This window comes from Psychrobacillus sp. FSL K6-1267 (assembly GCF_038003265.1).
GTDB lineage: Bacteria > Bacillota > Bacilli > Bacillales_A > Planococcaceae > Psychrobacillus > Psychrobacillus faecigallinarum.
This window is the reverse complement of the sequence record NZ_JBBOOR010000001.1, coordinates 2,023,794-2,044,354: the sequence shown is the minus strand read 5'-3', so window position 1 is coordinate 2,044,354 and position 20,561 is coordinate 2,023,794. Positions and strand designations below refer to the sequence as shown.

The window sequence follows — 20,561 nt, the reverse complement described above, 5'->3', positions numbered from 1 at the left end:
CTAGTTCCCTTCAATGGGGATTGGCTCTTAAGGCAAAGTAACCCATCCGAGCGCTAACTCATAGGTGGGTTACTTTTTTTGTGTCATTGAAAGAGCCAAAGTAATTAAAGCAATAATTAGCGAACCAAAGCTAATCATTATTACAAGCGATTCAAATACAGTCAAAAAGGCAGCACCTCCCCTCTGTCTGAATTTACCGTGACAAAAGGGGTTGTATGTGCCAACCACCCATGAGATTACTAATCTATTTGCTACCTATTATATCTTATATTGCAACTATATTTAAATTTTTTCTTAATCTTTACCAGTTAAAAAGCTTCTTCTCTCTAATAATACGACATCTCTCCAAACACCATTCAGTTTGCCGATTTTTTTTCGAGTACCGACTATCTCAAAACTATGTTTTCTATGTAAGTGTATGCTTCCCTCATTCTCGGGAAAAATCATGGATTGGATTGTCCAAAATTCTTGTTGCTCACTGTCCTCTATTAGATGCTTGAGTAGCTTTCCACCAATGCCCATACCGGTAGATGAACCGTATAGATAAATACTTACTTCAGCAACGCCAGAAAAGGCTTTTCGGCTTGAAATCGGACTAAGGGCAGCCCAACCTACCACTTTCTCTTTAAACGTCGCTACGAACCTACATTTGGCTGTATGGCTAGCATCCCACTCTTCCCATGTTGGAGCCTCTGTTTGAAAGGTAGCATTACCAGTTTGTATTCCCTCTATAAAAATCTCACGCACATCGTCCCAATCGCTTTCGATCATTTTTCTAATGACTATTTCTTTATGATTCATTCATTATCCCTTCATTTCTAAATATGTTTTCTCATATTATAAGACAAGCAATCTATCTAAAAAAGTTTTTTCAAGTTTTTTCTCATGAAATTAATTCAACTTTCATTTTGATTTGATGGATATCCATCTATCTACGATATTTATTATACAAATAAAAAACACTTCCTAAGGGGTTAGATCCCTTTTAAGAAGTGTTTTCATTTAATATGCTACGACGCTATAAGATAGCGCTAATAATGCACATACGACTAGTAAAATACTCATGATGAATGAGAACAATGGCGGCATCTTTTTCGTAAAGGAATAGATACTGATTACTAGAAATGCCACTGCTAGAATACCTAATGATATCCCTTTAAAATTGGCAACAATATCCACTGTTAAAGGAACTAAAGAGCCCTGACCAGAAGGTAAAATGCCGTAAGCTTGTAAAAATGTATCTTTACTGAACGATGCATTGTTATGTGGCGGTTCCTGCTGACTCATAGCCCCAGTAGCAGCAAAAATTGCTAGCACAATAATTGATTCCAGCTTAGTCCAAGGTCTTGGATCCAGTTTTTCTTTCTTTCCAAGCTTTCTTTTCATCAAAAACCCATTAATGAAGGCATATCCTATTAACGGAAGGATGAGCAAATGTTTGATGAGCAGGCTTTGGCCATATGGCTGTAACCACGAATTTGGATATTCAGATATATTCATTGAGTATTTCATTAATGAAAGACCAGTAACCATAATAATGGCAAAACAAAACAATGCCGTTACATGGAACCAATTTAAAAAAGGGATCCAATTCTCTTTGTTTTTAGAAAACCAAGCGACTATTATTAATATACCAACCCAAACGATAACAGTGCTAAAGTGAATAAAATGTGTAATAAGGCCTTGTATACCATAGACCGCATGCGAATGGGTAGTCCAACTCATCGCTGCAACTATACCAAACAATAATAGGATTCCAATTATATAATAGATAGGAGTATTTCTATTATCAAATAAGTAAATAAAGAATCCAAGAATGATTGTTAAAATAACAGTTACAATCCAAGCTTTTCCTATTTCAAAAGTTAGCAACAATGATTTTAATACATATAAAAAAGTGTATTCCTCTAGCAAATAAACCATTAGATTTAATATTGGCATGAAGGAAAATACTGCTATTCCAGCGAGTGCTATTAGTTTAAACTTTTTAGAAACTAAAATTGCAGGTTTTAAATCAGTTGGAATTAAAGAAAATATGAAGCTGCCCATTAACAATGCAAAGCAGGAATATAGTAAGGCCTCGCTAATTGTTGATAGAAACATCATCATTTCTTCTTGCGTCCATTCATCCACCATATACTAACAACTATTACTAAAGCTAATACGATAATCATACCGATGAAAAAACTGTTAGAAGATTGATCACTGTCTACATCCTTAGTTTCATTAATAGGAGCAGTCTCTTTATCTTCAGTCTCTTTAACTTGTGACTCTTCTTCAGTCACTTGCACTGGAGTTTCCTCAACAGGAAGATTTACAGCAAATGTTAGGTCTCCTTGAATTGGATGGCCATCAGCTCCAATTATATTCCACGTCAACGTGTATTCGCCATTTTCCATCCCATCTACTGAACCAGTCATAATATCATCAACTACTACAATATTTTTAACCGGAACCTCTACATTATTTGCTCCTTGTATTTTAAATGAACTTGTTTGTTCAATTTTTGTTAAAAAGGTAAGTGTAATTTCTTCTATCGGATCAGTAACAGTACTTCCGTTAGAGGGATTTGAACTTTCTAATCCCGTATGGGCAAATGCTTTCCCTCCAATTACCAGTAAACAGATAGTGACTAAAAATATGATTTTTTTCATTCTATTACCTCCAAAATATTATGTAGGTATTGTTATGTATACTTTCGAATTTAACAGTACCTTAGATTAATGTAGTGCTCACTATTACTTATACCACAATCTAAAGAAATATGTTAAAGATTGAATTTTACAATCACTTTCTTTAATATAGAAGGAGAAAATTATTTTAAAGGGAGAGAACTATATGGCCAAATCAAATGCCAAGAAAAAAAGATTACATCAGTTGAGAACAACCGGTAAAGATGTGTCATCGATGAGAAACGAAGTAGATTTTAGTACTCATGTAAGAGTGACTAAGACTAAAAAGGAAAAACTACTTCACTATAATAACAAACACAAAAAGCATTTCCAGCAAGGTGTACACCTCGACGGAAATGCTTTTATTATGTTCATGCAGTTGGAATCTGAAAAGAAAGCTTTCTCCTTTGAATTTGTAAAAGGAAAACAATTGTTAGCCCTATACTAAATACTCCGAAAATCACCATCATATAAGCAAGACCTATCAAATCTAGCATTGCTCCAGTGGACAATAAGACAATTTGGAAAGAAACTCGGTCCAGCATATTGCGAAAGGAGAAAAAACGACCATGATACTCTTTAGGCACTTGCTTTTGGAAAATCGTCAGTGCTGTAGGATAAAAGCAACCTATGGAAAAACCAAATAAAGCAAAGCTTACTAATGTTAAGAATGGATTTGCAACAAAGTACATAGACATTTCAGCAAAACCAATGATGAAAACAAATGTAAAAAGAATAGATTTTGTACTATATCTTTTTCCAATGTACTTAATAGCCAAGGTCCCCACCATAAAGGCAACACCCTCCACTGCATAAATGATGCCCTTGATAGAAGATGAGTCCTGAATCTCACTAATATTAATGACAATCAGGTTAAACGACCCTAAAAACAAAACAGGTATCAATGTTAAAAAGAGTGTCAGCAATACAGGAGTATTGCCCTTAAGCATTGGAAAAACTTCTTTAAACCCATCCGTTCTCGGTCCATTAGTAACGATCACTTTATCCGTTCCAGCTTCATCAATTCTAAGCATAAAAGTAAATACTAATATGCCTAAATAAGCCATCAAGGAAATTATATATAATGATTGAATTGGCCAGTAAACGAGTGCAAGTCCCCCTATCGCAGTACCAGCAACTCTAGCAATGGTAGACACATTCATATGCCAGCCATTTAACTGCAGTAAATCCTCATCTTTAACAATTAACGGTAGCGTTGCCTGTAAAGCTGGGAAGTAAAAAGATGCTGACACCTGTAGGCATATTAGAAACAATAACATCCACCATATGGAACCAGTTGCAATAGCAACGAACATAAAAAACACACTAAACACTCTACCAATACCAGAAACAATTAGAACCGTCTTTTTGTTTGATTGGTCAATTATTCTACCCGCTAGTGGGCCAACAAGGATTCCGGCAAGCAAACCACTAGCGAGCAGCAAGGACTTATGAAAATCTGAAGGAACCTTTTCCTGCATAAATTCCAAGTTTCCAATGATTCCGCTCCATAGCCCTAAACCTGCAATTAATTCCCCTATAAGAACAATCCAAACATTCCTATTTCTCCACATATCCCTTTTCCCATCTTTTAGGATTCTTCTACTGGTTTCTTCCAAACTCGAAGAAGCTGCCCATCTTTCTCAGTATCTATTACAAATGATCCGTTAGAATAACGATCTGTCGGACGGAAGCTATTCACTTCAATTATTTCTTGATGTCCTCTTTCTGTTTCCATTACTAAACCTTCTGATTTGTTTGCCAAAACGACAGCAAATACACGATGGGCGTTTGTTTTTAATTCTCGAAGCGTGACAAGTCCCCGTTTCGCGCGAACGCCAGGCTCAACTTCTGAAAGATGCATTCTCTTCACAGATCCACGATGTGTAATTAACATAATATCATCATTGCTTTGTTGCGGTACTACATTCACACTAACAACATAATCCTCGTCTTTTAGATTGATGCCTTTAACCCCACTGGTTTTAACCCCTGTGATTGGCACTTCGTCTAAGGAGAAGCGAACAGAATAGCTCAAATGAGTAGTCATTAGTATTTCATCAGAAGGTGCCACTAGCTGAGCTAATATTAGCTCATCAGTCGCCTTTAATTTAATGGTTTTAATTGGTCGTGCATATCTTTGGACTACATAATCTGAAAGAAGAGATCGTTTTATTTGCCCTTCTTTAGTTGCAGTTAAAACACATAAGTCTAAATCAAATGAGTCAATGCCTATTACATTTATAATTGTTTCATTTGACTCGAGAGGTACGATACTAGATATATGCTGTCCTAGATCCTTCCAGCGGATATCCGGCAACTCATGCACTGGTTGATAAATATAGTTTCCTTTTGATGTAAACAACAGAAGGTGATGCTGCGTGTTGATTGACTCCTGATATTGCTGGTAATCGGACTCTTTTATAGCAAAGTCCTGTCCATTGGATGCATTAAATGATCTCAAGCTCGTGCGTTTAATATAACCATCCTTTGTAACAGTAACGATAACCTCTTCAGAAGGGATTAGCACATCTAGTGTTACCTTTATCTCTTCAATTTCATTTTCAATAACAGATTTACGCTGTTCAGCAAACTGTTTACGAACAACTTGCAACTCTTTCTTGATGGTCTTCATCAATACAGATTCCTTAGCAAGTATACTTTCAAGATTTTTTATAAGATCATTTAACTTAATCTCTTCCTCTTGAAGCTCTGTTATATCTGTATTAGTTAAGCGGTAAAGCTGCAAGGAAACAATAGCCTCTGCCTGTGCTTCAGAAAAATCATATGATTTTATCAAATTGTTTTTCGCATCTTTTTTATCCTTGGATGCCCGTATCGTCTTAATAACCTTGTCTAAAATAGATAAGGCTTTCATAAGACCGGAGACGATATGAAGGCGCTCTTCTGCTTTTTTCAAATCATGAATTGTTCTACGAGTAACCACTTCTTTTTGATGATTGATGTACGCATCAAGTAGTAAAGGCAATGTCATCATGGTAGGTCTACGATTGTGAATTGCGATCATATTAAAGTTATAAGTTATTTGAAGATCAGTGTTTTTAAATAAGTATTGTAATATGCCATGAGCATCAATTTCTTTTTTCATCTCTATCACAATACGTAAACCAGTTCGATCTGATTCATCCCGAACATCCGCGATTCCATCTAATCTTTTATCTAAACGTTGTTCATCTATTTTTTTGACCAAGTTAGCTTTGTTGATTTCATAAGGAATTTCTGTGATGACAATTTGTTCTTTGCCGCCTTTAATCGTTTCTATTTCTGCCTTAGAGCGTACTACGATTTTCCCTTTGCCGGTTTCGTATGCCTTTTTAATACCTTCAACACCTTGAATTATGCCGCCTGTTGGAAAATCCGGTCCTTTAATAACAGTCATAAGCTCATCCACTGTACATGCTGGGTTTTCCATACGCATTAAAACTGCATCTAGCGCTTCATGTAGAGCATGTGGAGGTATGTCTGTCGCATATCCAGCAGAAATACCAGTGGCACCATTTACTAGTAGATTAGGAAAACGGGCAGGTAGAACGAGTGGCTCCATGTCAGAGTCATCAAAGTTTGGTATATAGTCAACCGTATTCTTATTAATATCTCTTAATAGTTCATGTGAGATTGCAGAAAGTCTTGCTTCTGTATAACGCATAGCAGCGGGTGGATCTCCATCCACTGAACCGTTGTTACCATGCATTTCAACAAGCATATGACGTAGCTTCCAGGCCTGACTCATACGGACCATCGCTTCATAAACAGAGGAATCACCATGTGGATGGTAGTTACCAATTACTGTTCCAACTGTTTTAGCTGACTTTCGGAAGGGTTTGTCGTTTGTATTCCCTTCTTGAAGCATCGCAAATAAGATACGACGCTGAACAGGCTTAAGACCATCTCGGGCGTCGGGTAATGCACGGTCTTGAATGATGTATTTGCTATAACGTCCAAACCGATCACCTATTACTTCTTCTAAGGGTAAATTTTGATATTTTTCGGTTTGTGTCATACTAATTCATCCTCCGTGTGAATTCTGTCATTTTCTAAGATGTTAGAATCATCGTCTAAACTAAAGTTTACGTTTGCTTCTATCCATTTTCTACGCGGCTCTACTTTGTCACCCATTAGTGTAGTCACTTGTCTCTCCGCTCGAGCACCGTCCTCAATAGTTACTCGTATTAATGTACGAGTGTCAGGGTTCATCGTCGTGTCCCACAATTGATCGGCATTCATTTCACCAAGACCTTTATAACGTTGCAGCATTACACCTTTTCCGATTCTTTCCATAGCAACATCGAGCTCTTTTTCCGTCCATGCATACTCAAAGACCTCTTTTTTGCCCATTCCCTTATATACCTTATATAGAGGAGGCATAGCAATATAAATGTTGCCATTTTCAATCAATGGCTTCATATACCGATAAAAGAACGTGAGTAATAAAACCTGAATATGTGCTCCATCCGTATCGGCATCAGTCATAATAACAATTTTGTCGTATGCAATATCCTCTATTTTAAAATCTGCTCCAACTCCGCCACCAATTGCATGAATGATAGTAGCAATCTCAATATTTTTCATGATATCGGTTAGCTTTGCCTTTTCTGTGTTTATAACTTTTCCTCGGAGGGGTAAGATTGCCTGGAAAGTTCTGTCTCTACCTTGCTTCGCAGATCCACCTGCAGAATCTCCCTCTACGAGATATAATTCATTTTTCTTAGCGTTTCTTGATTGAGCTGGAGTTAGTTTACCTGATAATAACTCGGAAGGCTTACGTTTTTTCCCATTTCGAGCATCTTCACGTGCTTTTCTAGCTGCTTCACGAGCATGTTGAGCTCTAATTGCCTTACGAATTAAAGAAGCAGATAGCTCGGAGTTTTCCTCGAGGATATACTGTAGCTTTTCAGATACTACAGCGTCAACAGCACTTCTTGCCTCACTCGTACCTAATTTCCCTTTTGTTTGTCCTTCAAATTGTAAAAGATTTTCTGGTATTCGAAGAGATATGATTGCTGAAATCCCTTCACGAATATCCGAACCATCTAAATTTTTATCTTTTTCCTTCAATAAGCCTGATTTTCTAGCATAGTCGTTGAACACACGCGTTAAAGCCGACTTAGCACCTGTTTCGTGTGTCCCACCATCTCTTGTTCTTACGTTGTTAACAAAAGATAAAATAGTTTCTGAATATCCATCATTGAATTGGAATGCAAACTCTACTTCAATCTCTTCATGACTTCCTTCCATATAAAAAACTGGATGTAAAACGTCTTTTTCTTCATTTAAGTAAGCTACGAAAGCTTCTATTCCTGTTTCAAAGAAGAAAACGTCATGAGACTCCGTACGTTCATCAATCAGTTCAATTTTTAAACCTTTTAATAGAAAGGCTGATTCTCTAAGTCTTTCGCATAATGTTTCATAATTATATTTAGTGGTAGAGAAAATTTTGCTATCTGGCAAGAAGTGAACAGAAGTCCCTGTTTCTTTCGTTGCGCCAATTTGAGTTAAAGACTGTACTACTTTTCCTCCGTCCTCAAAGCGTTGAGCAAATTTTTTACCATCTCTATGAATTACTACATCTACATAAGAAGAGAGAGCGTTTACTACAGAAGCACCTACACCATGTAGACCCCCACTTGTTTTATATCCACCTTGTCCAAATTTACCACCTGCATGTAACACAGTAAAAATAACCTCTGCAGTGGGAATACCTGTTTTATGCATTCCAGTTGGCATACCTCGGCCAAAATCTCTCACTGTAATACTTTGATCTTGGTGTATAGTGACGATAATATGATCACCGAATCCAGCAAGGCTTTCATCCACCGCATTGTCTACAATCTCGTATACTAAATGGTGAAGACCTCTTGCATCCGTAGATCCAATATACATTCCTGGTCTTTTTCTTACGGCCTCCAAGCCTTCTAACACCTGAATATCATCATCGCCATAGCTTGTTAAATTATTATTTTTACTCAATTCGTTCCCCCCAAAAAAACAAAACGTTTGTTCTTTTTCTATTTTAAGCCTACAAACAGATTGTCATTATGTCAATAGCGCTGAAGGACAGGCCAGACTTCAATTGTAGTGAAAGTTCAATTAGAATGCAATCTACCCTTTTCTTGCATTCTCTATTCACCTAAATAATTCCTTCTTTACTTTTAAACAAAGCTTCTAACATATGTTTAAAAGAACAATCGTATAATTAGTATATCGTAAAAACTTGGATTATTTCAGTAGGAAACTTTTTAAAAGTTAAGATTTGGTCCTTCTGTGAGTTAAGTCATACTAAAATTCTGTAATATTGCTAAAGTCATACTAAATGTGCACAAACTCTTATGTATATCTGTATTTATCCTCTTTTCTTGTCATTGAATAAAAACTCATGTACATGGTAAAATAAGAAAGTTATCATATTATCAGTAGATAAATAGAAGGAGCACACTATGACAATAATCATTTTACTTTTACTTGCTTACATAATTGGATCAATCCCATCTGGGCTATGGGTTGGTAAGCTATTTTATAACATTGATATACGAGAGCATGGTAGTGGTAATTTAGGTGGAACTAACACTTTTCGGACACTTGGTAAAAAAGCTGGTTTAGTAGTTACAATAATGGATATTCTTAAAGGAACTGCTGCTACACTATTAGGCTTCCTTCCGTTCTTTGCTTCAGCAAATGTACATCCTCTTATTTTAGGAATAATAGCGGTGATTGGACATATCTATCCTGTTTTCGCTGGATTTAAGGGTGGTAAGGCAGTTGCTACTTCAGGTGGTATTCTTCTAGGTTATAATTGGCCGATTTTCGTAATATTAGTTTTAGGATTTTTTCTTATCTTAAAAATAACGAAAATGGTTTCATTAACATCGATGTGCTTAGCGATTATAGCAATCATTTATTCTATAGTTTATTATTTTACAGTGGAAAAGGACTGGCCGTTAATCGTTATTGTGTCGTTACTTGCTATATTCATTTTATATCGTCATCGTGCCAATATCGAGCGTATTAAAAATGGGACTGAGCCAAAAGTTAAATGGATTTAAATTTTTGCGACAGAGATACTCTTTATTGTTAGACAAATTCTTTGTGGATTGTACTAAAATAATATAGACTAAACTCATGAAAAACAGCGCAAAATATAAAGAAAGCTTGGTGGTTCAGATGAAAATCAATATCTCGACAGATGCTTTGAAATGGTTCCATGAGGAAATGGAAGCGGACAAAGGTGATAAAATTCGTTTCTACGCACGATATGGAGGAGCAAGTCCTATGCACGAGGCCTTTTCTCTAGGTGTAACGAAGGATACTCCATTTGAACCGTCTGTAACTCTCATGCATGAGGACATCATGTTTTTTATAGAGGAAAGAGATGAATGGTATTTCAATGGCCATGATCTTTACGTAACATTCAACGACCAATCAAATGAACTTGAATATTCCTATAAGAAAAGCTAAAAAGAGGGTGGTTATCTTACCATCTTCTTTTCTTTTAATAGATGAACGGTCGCAAAGTTTTCTATCCGGTTATAAAAAATTCTTTCGGGCTATAAGTACCTGCTGAACGGTCATAAAAATTTCTATCCGGTCATAAATCTTTGCTATCCGGTCATAAAAAATTCTATCCGGTCATAAATCTTCGCTATCCGGTCATAAAAGATTCTATACGGTTATAAATACCTGCTAACCGGTCATTAACACCATCTCCATCTAAAAAAACAAGTCGAAATATTCATCCGACTTGTTTTTTTAATTAAAACTTGTTATTTTACTGCACGAAACGAAACCTTCTCAACTGCTCCAATAAACCTTCTTTTTTCATAATCTCATATTCATACTTTCCAAACAAATCAAAATGAGGGTATGCTTCCTTATAATCGATCCATTCTTCTTTTAAATCATACTGCTTACCCCACTCAATGAGCTTAGCAATATCGCTACAGCCCACCTTAGTTACTGTATTACATCCAGGAAAGCGTTCATCTGTCCAATAATGAGTTAAAAAAGCGATTTGTTTGTTTTCTACTGCTTGCTTCCAGCTTGTCAACTCTTCCCTCTTTATACCGAATGCCACGATTAGGATTCCTTCACAATTTCTTTATACTTACTATCCCAAGCCGCATCGATCTTTGCAAGCGCCACTGGTTTAAAATCTTCCTTTCGAACCACGACATGCTCCGTTGTTGCAGTAGAAGACAGTGTTCCATCCGTATGTACAATTTCATAGCCATAGGTTGTTCTTAGTTTTCCATGCTTTTCAATCCATGTGCGTACTTTAACATTGTCTCCGTATTTTACAGGAGCTTTATAATTTATATTTACATTGGTTACTGGTGATAAGTATCCGTCTTTCTCTAAACCAGCATAGGAGAAGCCCAAATCTTGTATAAGCTGAGTTCGCCCCATTTCTAACCAAACTAAATAGTTTGCATGATACACTACTCCCATTTGATCGGTTTCTGCGTATCGCACTTCAATTTCTTTTTCACTTATGAACATATCCTTAGTCACCTCACCTTTATTATACAAAAAGACAGCAAAAAAAGCTGTAAAGGGTTACTTTACAGCCTTCAAAGCCATCTCTTTTAATGTTTTTTTATCAATTTTACCTACATCTGTCCTCGGCAGTTCCTCTAAAAAGTATATTTTCTTAGGAACCTTATAGCTACCTAGCGTTGCTTTACAATAAGCGATAAGCTCCTGTTCTGATTGCGGAGAGCTAGCGTAAGAGATAAAAGCAGTGACACATTCTCCCCACTTATCGTCCTCTATTCCAAGTACGGCAGCTTCTCTAACGTTAGGATGCTCAGCAAGAAGTTGTTCTATCTCTATAGGGTAAATATTCTCTCCTCCAGAGATAATCATTTCTTTTTTACGGCCAACTATGAAGAAATCACCTTCTTCATCAAACATCGCAAGGTCCCCCGTTTTTAACCATTTCCCTTCAAACGTGTTCACCGTTTCCTGTTCATTATTCCAGTATTGCTTAAAAACATGCCTTCCCGAAACATATAGTTCTCCAACTTCATTTGATTGACAAGGTTTCCCATATTCATTTATTACCTTTACTTCATTGAATTGCATACACTTGCCTACTGTCCCCTTTTTGAGCCTTGCTAGCTGGGGATCGATAAAGAAGTTGTTTGGTCCTGCCTCGGTCAGGCCATAGCCTTCCTTAAACAAAATTCCCATTTTTTCAAACCTATTATATATAGCTCGAGGACAAGGTGCACCTCCTGACAAAAAACACTTAACTGTCGGAAAGATAGACTTCTTTATATATTCTGTTTCAAGCATAGCCTGGTACATTGTCGGAACAAATAACGAAAGAGTAGTCTTGTAGATATCCAAGAACTTTAAAGCTTCCTCTGCTTGGAATCTTTTACCTGTAACTACAGTGCCTCCCGCCATTAAAATAGGAATGCACAATGCATTTAGTCCCCCCGTATGAAACATAGGCATATAGTTTAGTGTGCAATCTTCGTCATTTAATCCCCAGCTGATAATAGTATTGATAGCATTCCAATTCACATTATCAAATGATAGAACTGCACCCTTTGGACTTCCCGTTGTTCCTCCCGTATAAATAATGAGCCATGGGTCATCCGGTTTCCAATCAGTGTTAAAATGAAAATCACTGTTATGGGAAACTGTTACACTCGATAACAAAAGCGTTTTATAAGTTGGGAAAAATTCGCTCAATTCTATATGATTTTCATCATAAATGATCGTCACCGGAGAGCAATTATTTAGTATATCCTGTAATTCGTTAGTGCTTAGTCGATAATTCAACGGGACATATATTAGCCCCTTCAAGCCACAAGCAAATAATATGGCAAATAGCTCAATTCTATTTTGAGAAAGCACGGCTATTCTATCCCCGGCTTCAAATCCCTGACTTTCAAAATAATTGGCCCATCCTTTTATTTGTTCCCATAATGTATGGTAGGTCCATACTTTGCCACTACTGCTATCTATTAAAGCTTTCTTGCTTGGAGAGAGGATTGCCCTCTTATAAATCCATGCCTGTTCAGTAAACATCTTGGCAACGCACCTTTCCTTACATCATGATACCGCCATCCACTTGTAATACATGTCCGTGAACGTAACTAGATTCATCGGAAGCTAAAAATAAATAAGCGTTCGCAATATCTCGTGGCTCGGCCAGACGCTGTAGAGCTACAACAGACCTCATCTGTTCAATGATTTTATCTGGCATCTTCGCTACCATTTTCGTCGCAGTAAAGCCAGGAGCTACCGCATTCACATTAATCCCTTTTCTACCTAATTCTTTTGCCCATGTTTTAGTCATCCCTACTACTGCTGCCTTTGAAGCCGCATAATTGGTCTGGCCCACGTTTCCATAAACCCCGCTGACCGAGGAAGTACTGATGATTTTTCCGTATTGATTTGCTACCATGTGAGGAACAACAGCCTGTGTACAGTTAAACACGCCTTTTAGATTGACGTCTAAAACTTGGCTGAATTCCTCTGCAGTCATCTTAGTTAACATGGCATCACGAGTAATTCCCGCATTATTTATCAAAATGTGAATCTCTCCAAATTGCTCCAGTGTTTGTTCCACCATTGCATCTACACTTTCCCGATTCGCCACATCCACTTGGATAAATACTGCATTATAGCCCTTTTCTCTCATTTCTTTTTCTAGAGATTTCCCCGCACTCTGATCAAAATCAGCTAAAACCACCTTTGCTCCTTCTTCTGCAAAGCGTTGAACTGCTGCAGAACCAATACCGTTAGCTGCTCCAGTAATAATAGCAACCTTATTTTGAATTCCCATAATCATCTCTCCTCCTTTAAAAATTTTTCGATAGCTCCTAACAATTGCCCGAGATCATCGATAAGGGGAGAGTGACCGCAGTTAACTAAAGGTATATATGTAGCATTGTCTCCTAAATCTGAAACGATTTCTTGTGTCATTTCCTCTGTGACTACATAATCTCGATCTCCTCGAAGTATTAAAACTGGAATCGTTATGTCCTTTGCCTGATTGGAACCTTTTGACACCCCGTTATGATCAGCGCCAATATTAAAAGTATTTAAGCTATGATACACATCTGCTAAATTTCGTTGTGTCAGCATATCCTCTAGATACTCTTCATATAACTGCTCATTCGGTTTACTATGCGTATAAATTACAGCATCCCAAACTGCCCTTAAGCCCTCTTTATTTTTGGTATCGTACAAACCCTGCATTGCTTTCGTTTTAGATGGATCTTCTTCGATTTGCTCTATAGTCTGTAATCTTTCTGTATAGTTAGGTGTACCATCTGCATTCGTACCAAACAATGGATATCCTCTAGTGGAAGCAGAAGCCAATAAAACAAGCTTCTCGCAGTATCCGGGATTGTCGATCACAAACTGCATACATATTGCCCCACCGGTAGACCAACCGATTAAATCGAATTTTTGAAGTGCAACCGAATCTATAAAATCCTTGAGATCATTCGAAAAATCTTTTATCCCATTTACTCGAGTATAATAGGTGGAGCCTCCAAAGCCTCTCAAATCTAGGGCGATTACAGTAAAAGAATCATCTAAGGCATCGATTAATACATCCCAATGCTTAGATGAAGTCATATTGCCATGAACAAGTACGATTACGCGATTACCTCCATCTCTCTTTCTATAAGTGATAGACTCCCCATTTGCCAATGTTACTTTTTGCAATGTCATGTTCATATTTTTCTCCCTTCAGTTCCCCATTTAACAGCTATTGCTCCCCATGCATAACCAATGCCTGCACTAACTAGAACAACAATATCTCCACTTTTTATTTTCTCTGATTTTTCCGCTAATTCCAACGATATAATTTGATCCATTTGTCCGATGTGTCCATAATCACTTAAATAAATCGATTGTTCTTTAGTTAAGCCTAACTCACCTAATACATAATCATGAGCTGATTTTTTCATATGGAGGATGGCAAGATAATCTATGTCCTTCTCACTGTATCCACTTTTAAATAATGCGTTACGAATAACTTTTAAAAAATTGTCCATAGATTTTTGTTCTAATCTTGCCTTCATCCCCTGTGGGTCCATTACATCTAAACGATACATACTGTTTTCCAAGAGTTCTGTGGTTAGAGGTTGCTTGGTTCCCCCAACTGGCACCAATACGTCCTCTGAAAAAGAGCCGTCCGTGATTATATCTGACTCTAAAAGAATATTTTTATCGTAATTTCTTTTTAAAATCATCGCCGCTCCTCCTGCTCCCAGGTTAAACATGAAACGAGTACTTTCGTTTGTATAATCAATAAAGTCACTGTTTCGATATCCTCCAGCAAGTAAAACCGTTTGGATAGAAGGATCAGCCAACATCATGCTCTTTGCCACCTTCATCGCCATAATTGTTGTTCCACAGCGTAGTGCAACATCAAAAGCCCAAGCGTGAAAGGCACCAAGCTCCTCTTGTATCTTAATAGCAGCTGTCCACAGGGGGTATTCCTTGTGTTCTTCCCCGATATAAATAATTAGATCGATAGATTTTGGATCCACATTTCCTTTTTGTAATGCTTTTTCTGCTGCCCATATTCCCATAGCAACTGTATGATCGTCTCTCCCTGGTATCGGCTTTTTTGATATACCCATTTTGTATTTGACGACTTCTAGAGGGAGATTGGATTGTGTAGCGATATCTTCAGCAGTCATAACTGCTTCAGGAATATATATACCAGTGCTGACAATTCCTATGCTCATTTAGCTAACTCCCTTCTTTTAGGAGCAACTTCAACTTTATGTTTCTTGTTTTTCCTTTTCCAAAAAGCTTGTTGAATAGTACCAACAATGCCTCTAGGAAAGAATATAACAGCGAGAATATAAACAACCCCGAAGAATATGATCCATCTTTCAAAAATCGGATGCTCTTTTGCAAGTCCGGAAAGATAATGCTGAGCTAGCTCTATAACCCCTGCGCCTATAATTGGACCAATTAATGTGCCTACTCCACCAATAATTGTCATTAGTAAGGCATCGAGCGTAATATCCATTGTGAGCACGCTTGTATTAACAAAGCGTAAGGATATTGCATATAACGAGCCAGCAAGACTAGCAACTACTCCGGCAACTACTGAAGCAATTACTTTATAATGAAGCGTATTGAATCCAAGTGACTTGGTTCTTTGCTCATTTTCCCTCACTGCAATCAAAACCTTGCCAAGCGGAGAATCTACAAATCTTCTTAGAAATAGGTAAACTAGCAGGAGGCTTCCAAGCACAAATAAATAAAAGATCATGCGATCTCTAAAAACCTCGGGGGCTCTAAATGTAAACCCGTCATTTCCATAGGTTAAGGTTCTCCACTTTTCTGCTAGGACGAGAAACAGGCCGGATACTGCCATGGTAAGCATAGCAAAGAAGTGACTTTTTAGACGGAGCGTCAACAACCCAACTAAAAAGCTAATAACACCTGCAATAACCATCCCTACAGCTATTGAAAGTAAGAACGTTCCAACTGTAGACTCAAAATGATTTAACATAATCGCCGTGGCATATGCTCCCATCCCGAAGAACATAGCGTGACCGAAAGATACAATGCCAGTATAGCCGAGCAAAATATCATAGCTCATCGCTAATATAGAAAAGATGAATATTTGAGTCAAAAGTATAGTCCATGTCCGAGAGTCTGAGACAAATGGAAATATGGTAAATGCCGCGACAATTACTAACAGCACTCCATGTTTAATTTGAAATGTAGATTTTAACTTCATCCTTGTATCATCCTTTCGCAGTAAACAAACCTTGCGGACGGAAGATTAATACGACTGCCATAAGCAGCATATTGACCGCAAGTGATAGAGCTGGAACATAATACGCCATGAAGCTTCCTGCTAAACCTACTAAAATAGCTGCCAGCAATGAACCGGGAAAGCTACCCATTCCTCCAATGACCACCACGATGAAGGCTAATATCGCATACTCCATTCCCATTTCAGCGTATACAACTCCAGAGTAGGGTGCCATTAAAGCACCTCCTAAAGCCGCGAGCGCTGCACCTGTCATAAATACATACAAAAATACCTTTTTAATATTAATACCTAACGCCTGCACCATTTCCTTATTCATCACACCAGCACGTACTGTCAGACCGATTTTCGTACGCTTTAAAATAAATTGGAAAATACCGAATACGATAAAACCAATGCTAATGATAAACAAACGGTATTTAATAATAATGACATCTCCAAATTCCCAGCTTCCAGCTAACAAAGGTGGAACTTTTGCTGCCATCTGATTTGGTCCAAAAACGACCTTCAGCATTTCAGAAAGGACAATCATAAATCCTAAAGTTATTAATATTTGTTGTACATGGTTCCCATAAACAGGTGTAATAATTAGCTTTTCCGTTATAAAACCTAATATTACACCTGTTAAAATGGCTCCTATAATCGCTAAGGTGAAACTATCCGTCAAACTGTAAAACCAAACACCAGAAAAAGCTCCCCAGGCAAATAGGCCTCCATGTGCAAAGTTTAAAACATCCATTAGTCCAAATATCAAGGTTAATCCAGCTGCCAATAAAAAAATCAACATGCCTGTCGCCAATCCGTTTATCAATAAATTGATGATTAACTCCATGTAGCTTCCTCCTTCACCCGATACCGAGATATTTTCTTTTCAATTCTTCATTTTGGATAAGCTCGCTCATTTTCCCCGACTGAACAGTTTCACCATCATCGATTAGTGTATATGTATCTCCGATTTTGCTGGCCATCATAAAATTTTGTTCTACCAGGATAATGGTTGTTTGCTTCTTCATTTCAATAATTGCTTCCATAACCTTTTCAATAACGACTGGTGCTAGGCCCTTGGAAGGTTCGTCTATTAGTAAAAGCTTACTTTCATTTACAAAAGCCCTAGCCATCGAAAGCATTTGTTTTTGTCCTCCAGATAAGTGTCCACCATTCTTTTTCCAAAACTTCTTAAGATCTGGGAATAGCTCTAGGACATATTCTTGTCTTTCTTTTGCAGCATCATCTTCCTTACGCATGGCTACCTTTAGATTTTCCTCGACTGTTAAAGCTCCGAAAATACCTTGATCCTCCGGCACATAGCCGATACCGCCTGATGCAATCTGGTGTGTATGCTGGGAGATAATAGACGAACCCGCGTATTTAATGATCCCTTTAGAAGCAGGTGTGAGGCCCATTATTGTTTTCAAAGTGGTCGTTTTCCCTGCACCGTTTCGACCAAGCAGCACACTCACCTCTCCAGCCTTTGCTTCGAAGGAAACTCCCTGTAAAATGTGATATTGTCCTATAAACGTGTGTACGTTATCTAATTTAAGCAAGGTGCTCATCGTATAACCCTCCCAGATATGCGTTTTGAACAGTTTCATTGTTCATGATTTCTTCAGGGCTACCATCAGCAAGCAGCCTTCCATTGAACAAAACCATGATAGAGTCAGAGAGATCCAAAATCATATCCATCTTATGTTCAATCAACAAAATCGTCTTGTCACCCTTTTGCTTAATCTGCTTTATCACATCCAATATAGCCGGAACCTCTTCTAAGGACATTCCAGCTGTCGGTTCATCCAACAATAGTACTTCCGTATCTAAAGCAAGAAGCATGGCAATTTCTAGTTTTCTCTTTTCTCCATGAGAAAGCTCATTGGCAAGTGAATTAGCTTTCTTAGACAGTAAAACTATCTCGAGTAATTGTTCCGCTTCAGTCCGAAATTCTTGATAGCTACTAAAATGACGAAGCATCTGATAGCGGACTTTCTGCTTTGATTGCACAGCAAGACGTACGTTTTCCATGACAGTCAGATTAGGAAAAACATTCGTTATTTGAAAGGATCTACCAAGTCCAATTCGAGTCCTCTCTATGGAGGAATACTTAGCCATAGATTGACCTTTAAAGAAAACCTCTCCTTCTGTTGGCTTCAACTCACCACTGATTAAATTAAAAAAGGTTGTTTTTCCTGCACCATTTGGGCCGATAATGGATTTAAAGTGTTTGTTTGGCATAACAAAATTTACATGATCTACAGCTGTTTGGCCGCCAAATTTGATTGTCAGATTTTCAGTTCTTAATATAGGCTCCATACGATTTGACTCCTCTCTTCTATCACTAACCTTGCTTTAGAAAGAGTCTATAGCAAGGTTAGTGACAGGCCTAATGAATGTTAGGCTGTCACTTGCTTCAATATAGTTACTTCTTATTTAAAATTGGTGGTTCCGTTTCCTCAGGTGACAATTCACGAATCAGCACTGGTACTGGGTAAGCAATGCCTTCCTGCTTTTCTAACTTAATAGAATATAAGGATTGCAAGGCTTGATGATCATCCGGACGGAAAGTCATTTTTCCTTTAGGTGTTTCAAATGACATTTCTTCCATCAATTTAATCAATTCATTCGCATCCGTATCACCTTCAGATTTTTTTAAAGCTTCTACTATGGCAATCGCAGCTGACATACCTCCAGGTGTGAATAAATCTGGTACTTCTCCATTGAAACGCTTTTTATGTTCATCTACTAACCAATCATTAATCTTATTGTCTGGTAACGTGTGATAATAAACCGAGAATCCTTCCATACCTACTAGCGGTTCCATAATAGAAAGTGCCGGGATATCTGGTGCGCCAGTAGAGATTTTAATACCTTTGTCTTGCAATTTTAGATCAGCAATTTGGTTCCATGGGGAGTTAGCGCCAGCCCAAACAACAAACAGATAATCTGGTTTTGCTTGAATCACCTTTTGTAGGTTCGATGTAAAATCAGTAGCGGCAGGGTCAGCGTATTCTTCTAATACAATCTCTGCTCCTAACTTTTCAGCTGCGGCTTTAAAGGCAGAAACCCCATCCCAACCGAAGGAGTAATCAGGCGCAAATGTCGCTATCTTTACTCCTTCTTTTGCAATAGCAGCTGCTCCTGCAACCGCATCCTGTGAAGAATTACGAGCAGTACGGAATATATATGGATTAAACTCTGAACCAGTAATACTGTCTGCAACTGCTGGTTCAACGATCATAATCTTTTCATATTCCTCTGCAAGGGGGAGAACTGCTAATGTATCACCGGAGCTAGAGGAACCTACTAAGAAATCAACCTCATCTTCTTCCAAAAGTTTCGTTGCTTTTTGAACTGCAACCTCAGGCTTAGTTTCTGTATCCTCGAATACAACCTCGATTTTTTTTCCTGCTACCTCCATCGTTCCGTCCGTAGCATACTCTAAGCCAAGCTCAATACCATTTCTAGTTTGCTTTCCATATGACTCAAGCGCTCCTGTTAAAGAGGCAAGAACCCCAATTTTAATAGTCCCGCCTTCCGTCACCTCACCCGAAGCAGGAGTGGTTTCACCGGACTTCTCACTAGATTTAACAGAATCCTCACTACAAGCAGCAGTAAAAATAAAAACCAATAATAGCGTTAAAAATAAACTCCATTTTTTCAATATTCCATACCTCCCAAATAATTTTGTAAGCGCTCTCATGCTTCGCTTTAAATGTACAAAATAGGAGTTACAAATAAGTTACAAGATTGTTTTGTATTAGCATGTTTATGACGAAGACATCAGGGGCTTAAGTGGCTTAGTTACTTTTTTATGTTTGTTTATGGAAAGATTACATTTTATAAGCGAGTAAGATCCACCCTCGCTTCCTGCATATACTAGGAGTTTTATAATATTTTACATATGAGTCCATTTCATAAATAGCGTTTTACCGATTATACACGAACATTATTAGGTATTTTTTGTAGCGAAGTTGGCGACTCCCGTGGGATGAGTGATACAGATAAGCCATCATATCCGCGCGCGTTAGCGACGGATGATGGCTTATCGCTCTCCCCACCGAAAGCGTCCACCTAAAGCGGTATTCAATTATTCTTAACACTTAAAAAGCATATGT

20 protein-coding genes are annotated in these 20,561 nt (G+C 37.8%); 2 read left to right on the top strand and 18 right to left on the bottom strand.

The window, feature by feature from the left end:
- Positions 1-69: 69 nt before the first annotated feature.
- The 7 genes from MHB55_RS22275 to parE form a co-directional block, all read right to left on the bottom strand.
- Positions 70-228: a putative holin-like toxin gene (locus MHB55_RS22275; protein WP_225321671.1), complete on the bottom strand. Its 159-nt coding sequence runs from the start codon at positions 226-228 to the stop codon at positions 70-72.
- A 66-nt stretch (positions 229-294) separates the two neighbouring features.
- Positions 295-801 (bottom strand): GNAT family N-acetyltransferase, encoded by a 507-nt coding sequence (locus MHB55_RS10250; RefSeq protein WP_340863159.1) that lies wholly within the window; start codon positions 799-801, stop codon positions 295-297.
- Positions 802-1,002: 201 nt separating this feature from the next.
- On the bottom strand, positions 1,003-2,133 hold the full coding sequence (locus MHB55_RS10245) for a copper resistance D family protein (protein ID WP_340863158.1): 1,131 nt from the start codon (positions 2,131-2,133) through the stop codon (positions 1,003-1,005).
- A complete protein-coding gene (locus tag MHB55_RS10240) occupies positions 2,106-2,654 on the bottom strand; it encodes a copper resistance CopC family protein (RefSeq protein ID WP_144536439.1) in 549 nt (182 codons plus the stop codon). Before MHB55_RS10240 ends, MHB55_RS10245 begins: the two co-directional genes overlap by 28 nt.
- 389 nt (positions 2,655-3,043) lie before the next feature.
- Complete coding sequence (locus MHB55_RS10230; RefSeq protein ID WP_191697103.1) at positions 3,044-4,246, bottom strand: MFS transporter; 1,203 nt, start codon at positions 4,244-4,246, stop codon at positions 3,044-3,046.
- A gap of 17 nt (positions 4,247-4,263) precedes the next feature.
- Positions 4,264-6,693, bottom strand: coding sequence for a DNA topoisomerase IV subunit A (parC, locus tag MHB55_RS10225; RefSeq protein ID WP_340863157.1), 2,430 nt, complete (start codon positions 6,691-6,693; stop codon positions 4,264-4,266).
- Positions 6,690-8,660 (bottom strand): DNA topoisomerase IV subunit B, encoded by a 1,971-nt coding sequence (gene parE / locus MHB55_RS10220; protein ID WP_340863156.1) that lies wholly within the window; start codon positions 8,658-8,660, stop codon positions 6,690-6,692. Before parE ends, parC begins: the two co-directional genes overlap by 4 nt.
- Before the next feature lie 467 nt (positions 8,661-9,127).
- On the opposite strand from parE, the gene plsY reads away from it, so the two are divergent.
- Both plsY and MHB55_RS10210 read left to right on the top strand, forming a co-directional pair.
- Complete coding sequence (gene plsY, locus MHB55_RS10215) at positions 9,128-9,733, top strand: glycerol-3-phosphate 1-O-acyltransferase PlsY (RefSeq protein WP_340863155.1); 606 nt, start codon at positions 9,128-9,130, stop codon at positions 9,731-9,733.
- Positions 9,734-9,851: 118 nt separating this feature from the next.
- On the top strand, positions 9,852-10,145 hold the full coding sequence (locus tag MHB55_RS10210) for a HesB/YadR/YfhF family protein (RefSeq protein WP_144536449.1): 294 nt from the start codon (positions 9,852-9,854) through the stop codon (positions 10,143-10,145).
- 310 nt (positions 10,146-10,455) lie between these two features.
- On the opposite strand, the gene MHB55_RS10205 is transcribed toward MHB55_RS10210, so the two are convergent.
- The 11 genes from MHB55_RS10205 to MHB55_RS10155 all read right to left on the bottom strand — a co-directional run bounded on the left by MHB55_RS10205 (position 10,456) and on the right by MHB55_RS10155 (position 20,146).
- Entirely contained in the window at positions 10,456-10,761 is a 306-nt protein-coding gene (locus MHB55_RS10205) for a hypothetical protein (RefSeq protein ID WP_144536451.1), read from the bottom strand.
- Positions 10,762-10,763: 2 nt separating this feature from the next.
- Positions 10,764-11,186: an acyl-CoA thioesterase gene (locus MHB55_RS10200; RefSeq protein ID WP_144537192.1), complete on the bottom strand. Its 423-nt coding sequence runs from the start codon at positions 11,184-11,186 to the stop codon at positions 10,764-10,766.
- A gap of 57 nt (positions 11,187-11,243) precedes the next feature.
- Complete coding sequence (locus tag MHB55_RS10195) at positions 11,244-12,728, bottom strand: class I adenylate-forming enzyme family protein (RefSeq protein WP_340863154.1); 1,485 nt, start codon at positions 12,726-12,728, stop codon at positions 11,244-11,246.
- A gap of 19 nt (positions 12,729-12,747) precedes the next feature.
- Positions 12,748-13,488, bottom strand: a complete 741-nt coding sequence (gene fabG / locus MHB55_RS10190; protein WP_154310833.1) for a 3-oxoacyl-ACP reductase FabG — start codon at positions 13,486-13,488, stop codon at positions 12,748-12,750.
- A gap of 2 nt (positions 13,489-13,490) precedes the next feature.
- Positions 13,491-14,384 (bottom strand): intracellular short-chain-length polyhydroxyalkanoate depolymerase, encoded by an 894-nt coding sequence (gene phaZ, locus MHB55_RS10185; protein WP_191697205.1) that lies wholly within the window; start codon positions 14,382-14,384, stop codon positions 13,491-13,493.
- A gap of 2 nt (positions 14,385-14,386) precedes the next feature.
- Positions 14,387-15,409: a 3-oxoacyl-ACP synthase gene (locus MHB55_RS10180; RefSeq protein WP_340863153.1), complete on the bottom strand. Its 1,023-nt coding sequence runs from the start codon at positions 15,407-15,409 to the stop codon at positions 14,387-14,389.
- A complete protein-coding gene (locus MHB55_RS10175; RefSeq protein WP_191697096.1) occupies positions 15,406-16,419 on the bottom strand; it encodes a branched-chain amino acid ABC transporter permease in 1,014 nt (337 codons plus the stop codon). The genes MHB55_RS10180 and MHB55_RS10175 overlap by 4 nt, the downstream gene beginning before the upstream one ends.
- A 7-nt stretch (positions 16,420-16,426) precedes the next feature.
- Positions 16,427-17,287: a branched-chain amino acid ABC transporter permease gene (locus tag MHB55_RS10170; protein WP_144536461.1), complete on the bottom strand. Its 861-nt coding sequence runs from the start codon at positions 17,285-17,287 to the stop codon at positions 16,427-16,429.
- 13 nt (positions 17,288-17,300) lie between these two features.
- Positions 17,301-18,008: an ABC transporter ATP-binding protein gene (locus tag MHB55_RS10165; RefSeq protein WP_144536463.1), complete on the bottom strand. Its 708-nt coding sequence runs from the start codon at positions 18,006-18,008 to the stop codon at positions 17,301-17,303.
- The gene (locus MHB55_RS10160; RefSeq protein WP_151109864.1) at positions 17,992-18,759 is read right to left on the bottom strand and encodes an ABC transporter ATP-binding protein; all 768 of its coding nucleotides are present in this window, start codon (positions 18,757-18,759) and stop codon (positions 17,992-17,994) included. Before MHB55_RS10160 ends, MHB55_RS10165 begins: the two co-directional genes overlap by 17 nt.
- Before the next feature lie 106 nt (positions 18,760-18,865).
- The gene (locus MHB55_RS10155; RefSeq protein WP_445678232.1) at positions 18,866-20,146 is read right to left on the bottom strand and encodes a substrate-binding domain-containing protein; all 1,281 of its coding nucleotides are present in this window, start codon (positions 20,144-20,146) and stop codon (positions 18,866-18,868) included.
- Between the last annotated feature and the right edge of the window lie 415 nt (positions 20,147-20,561).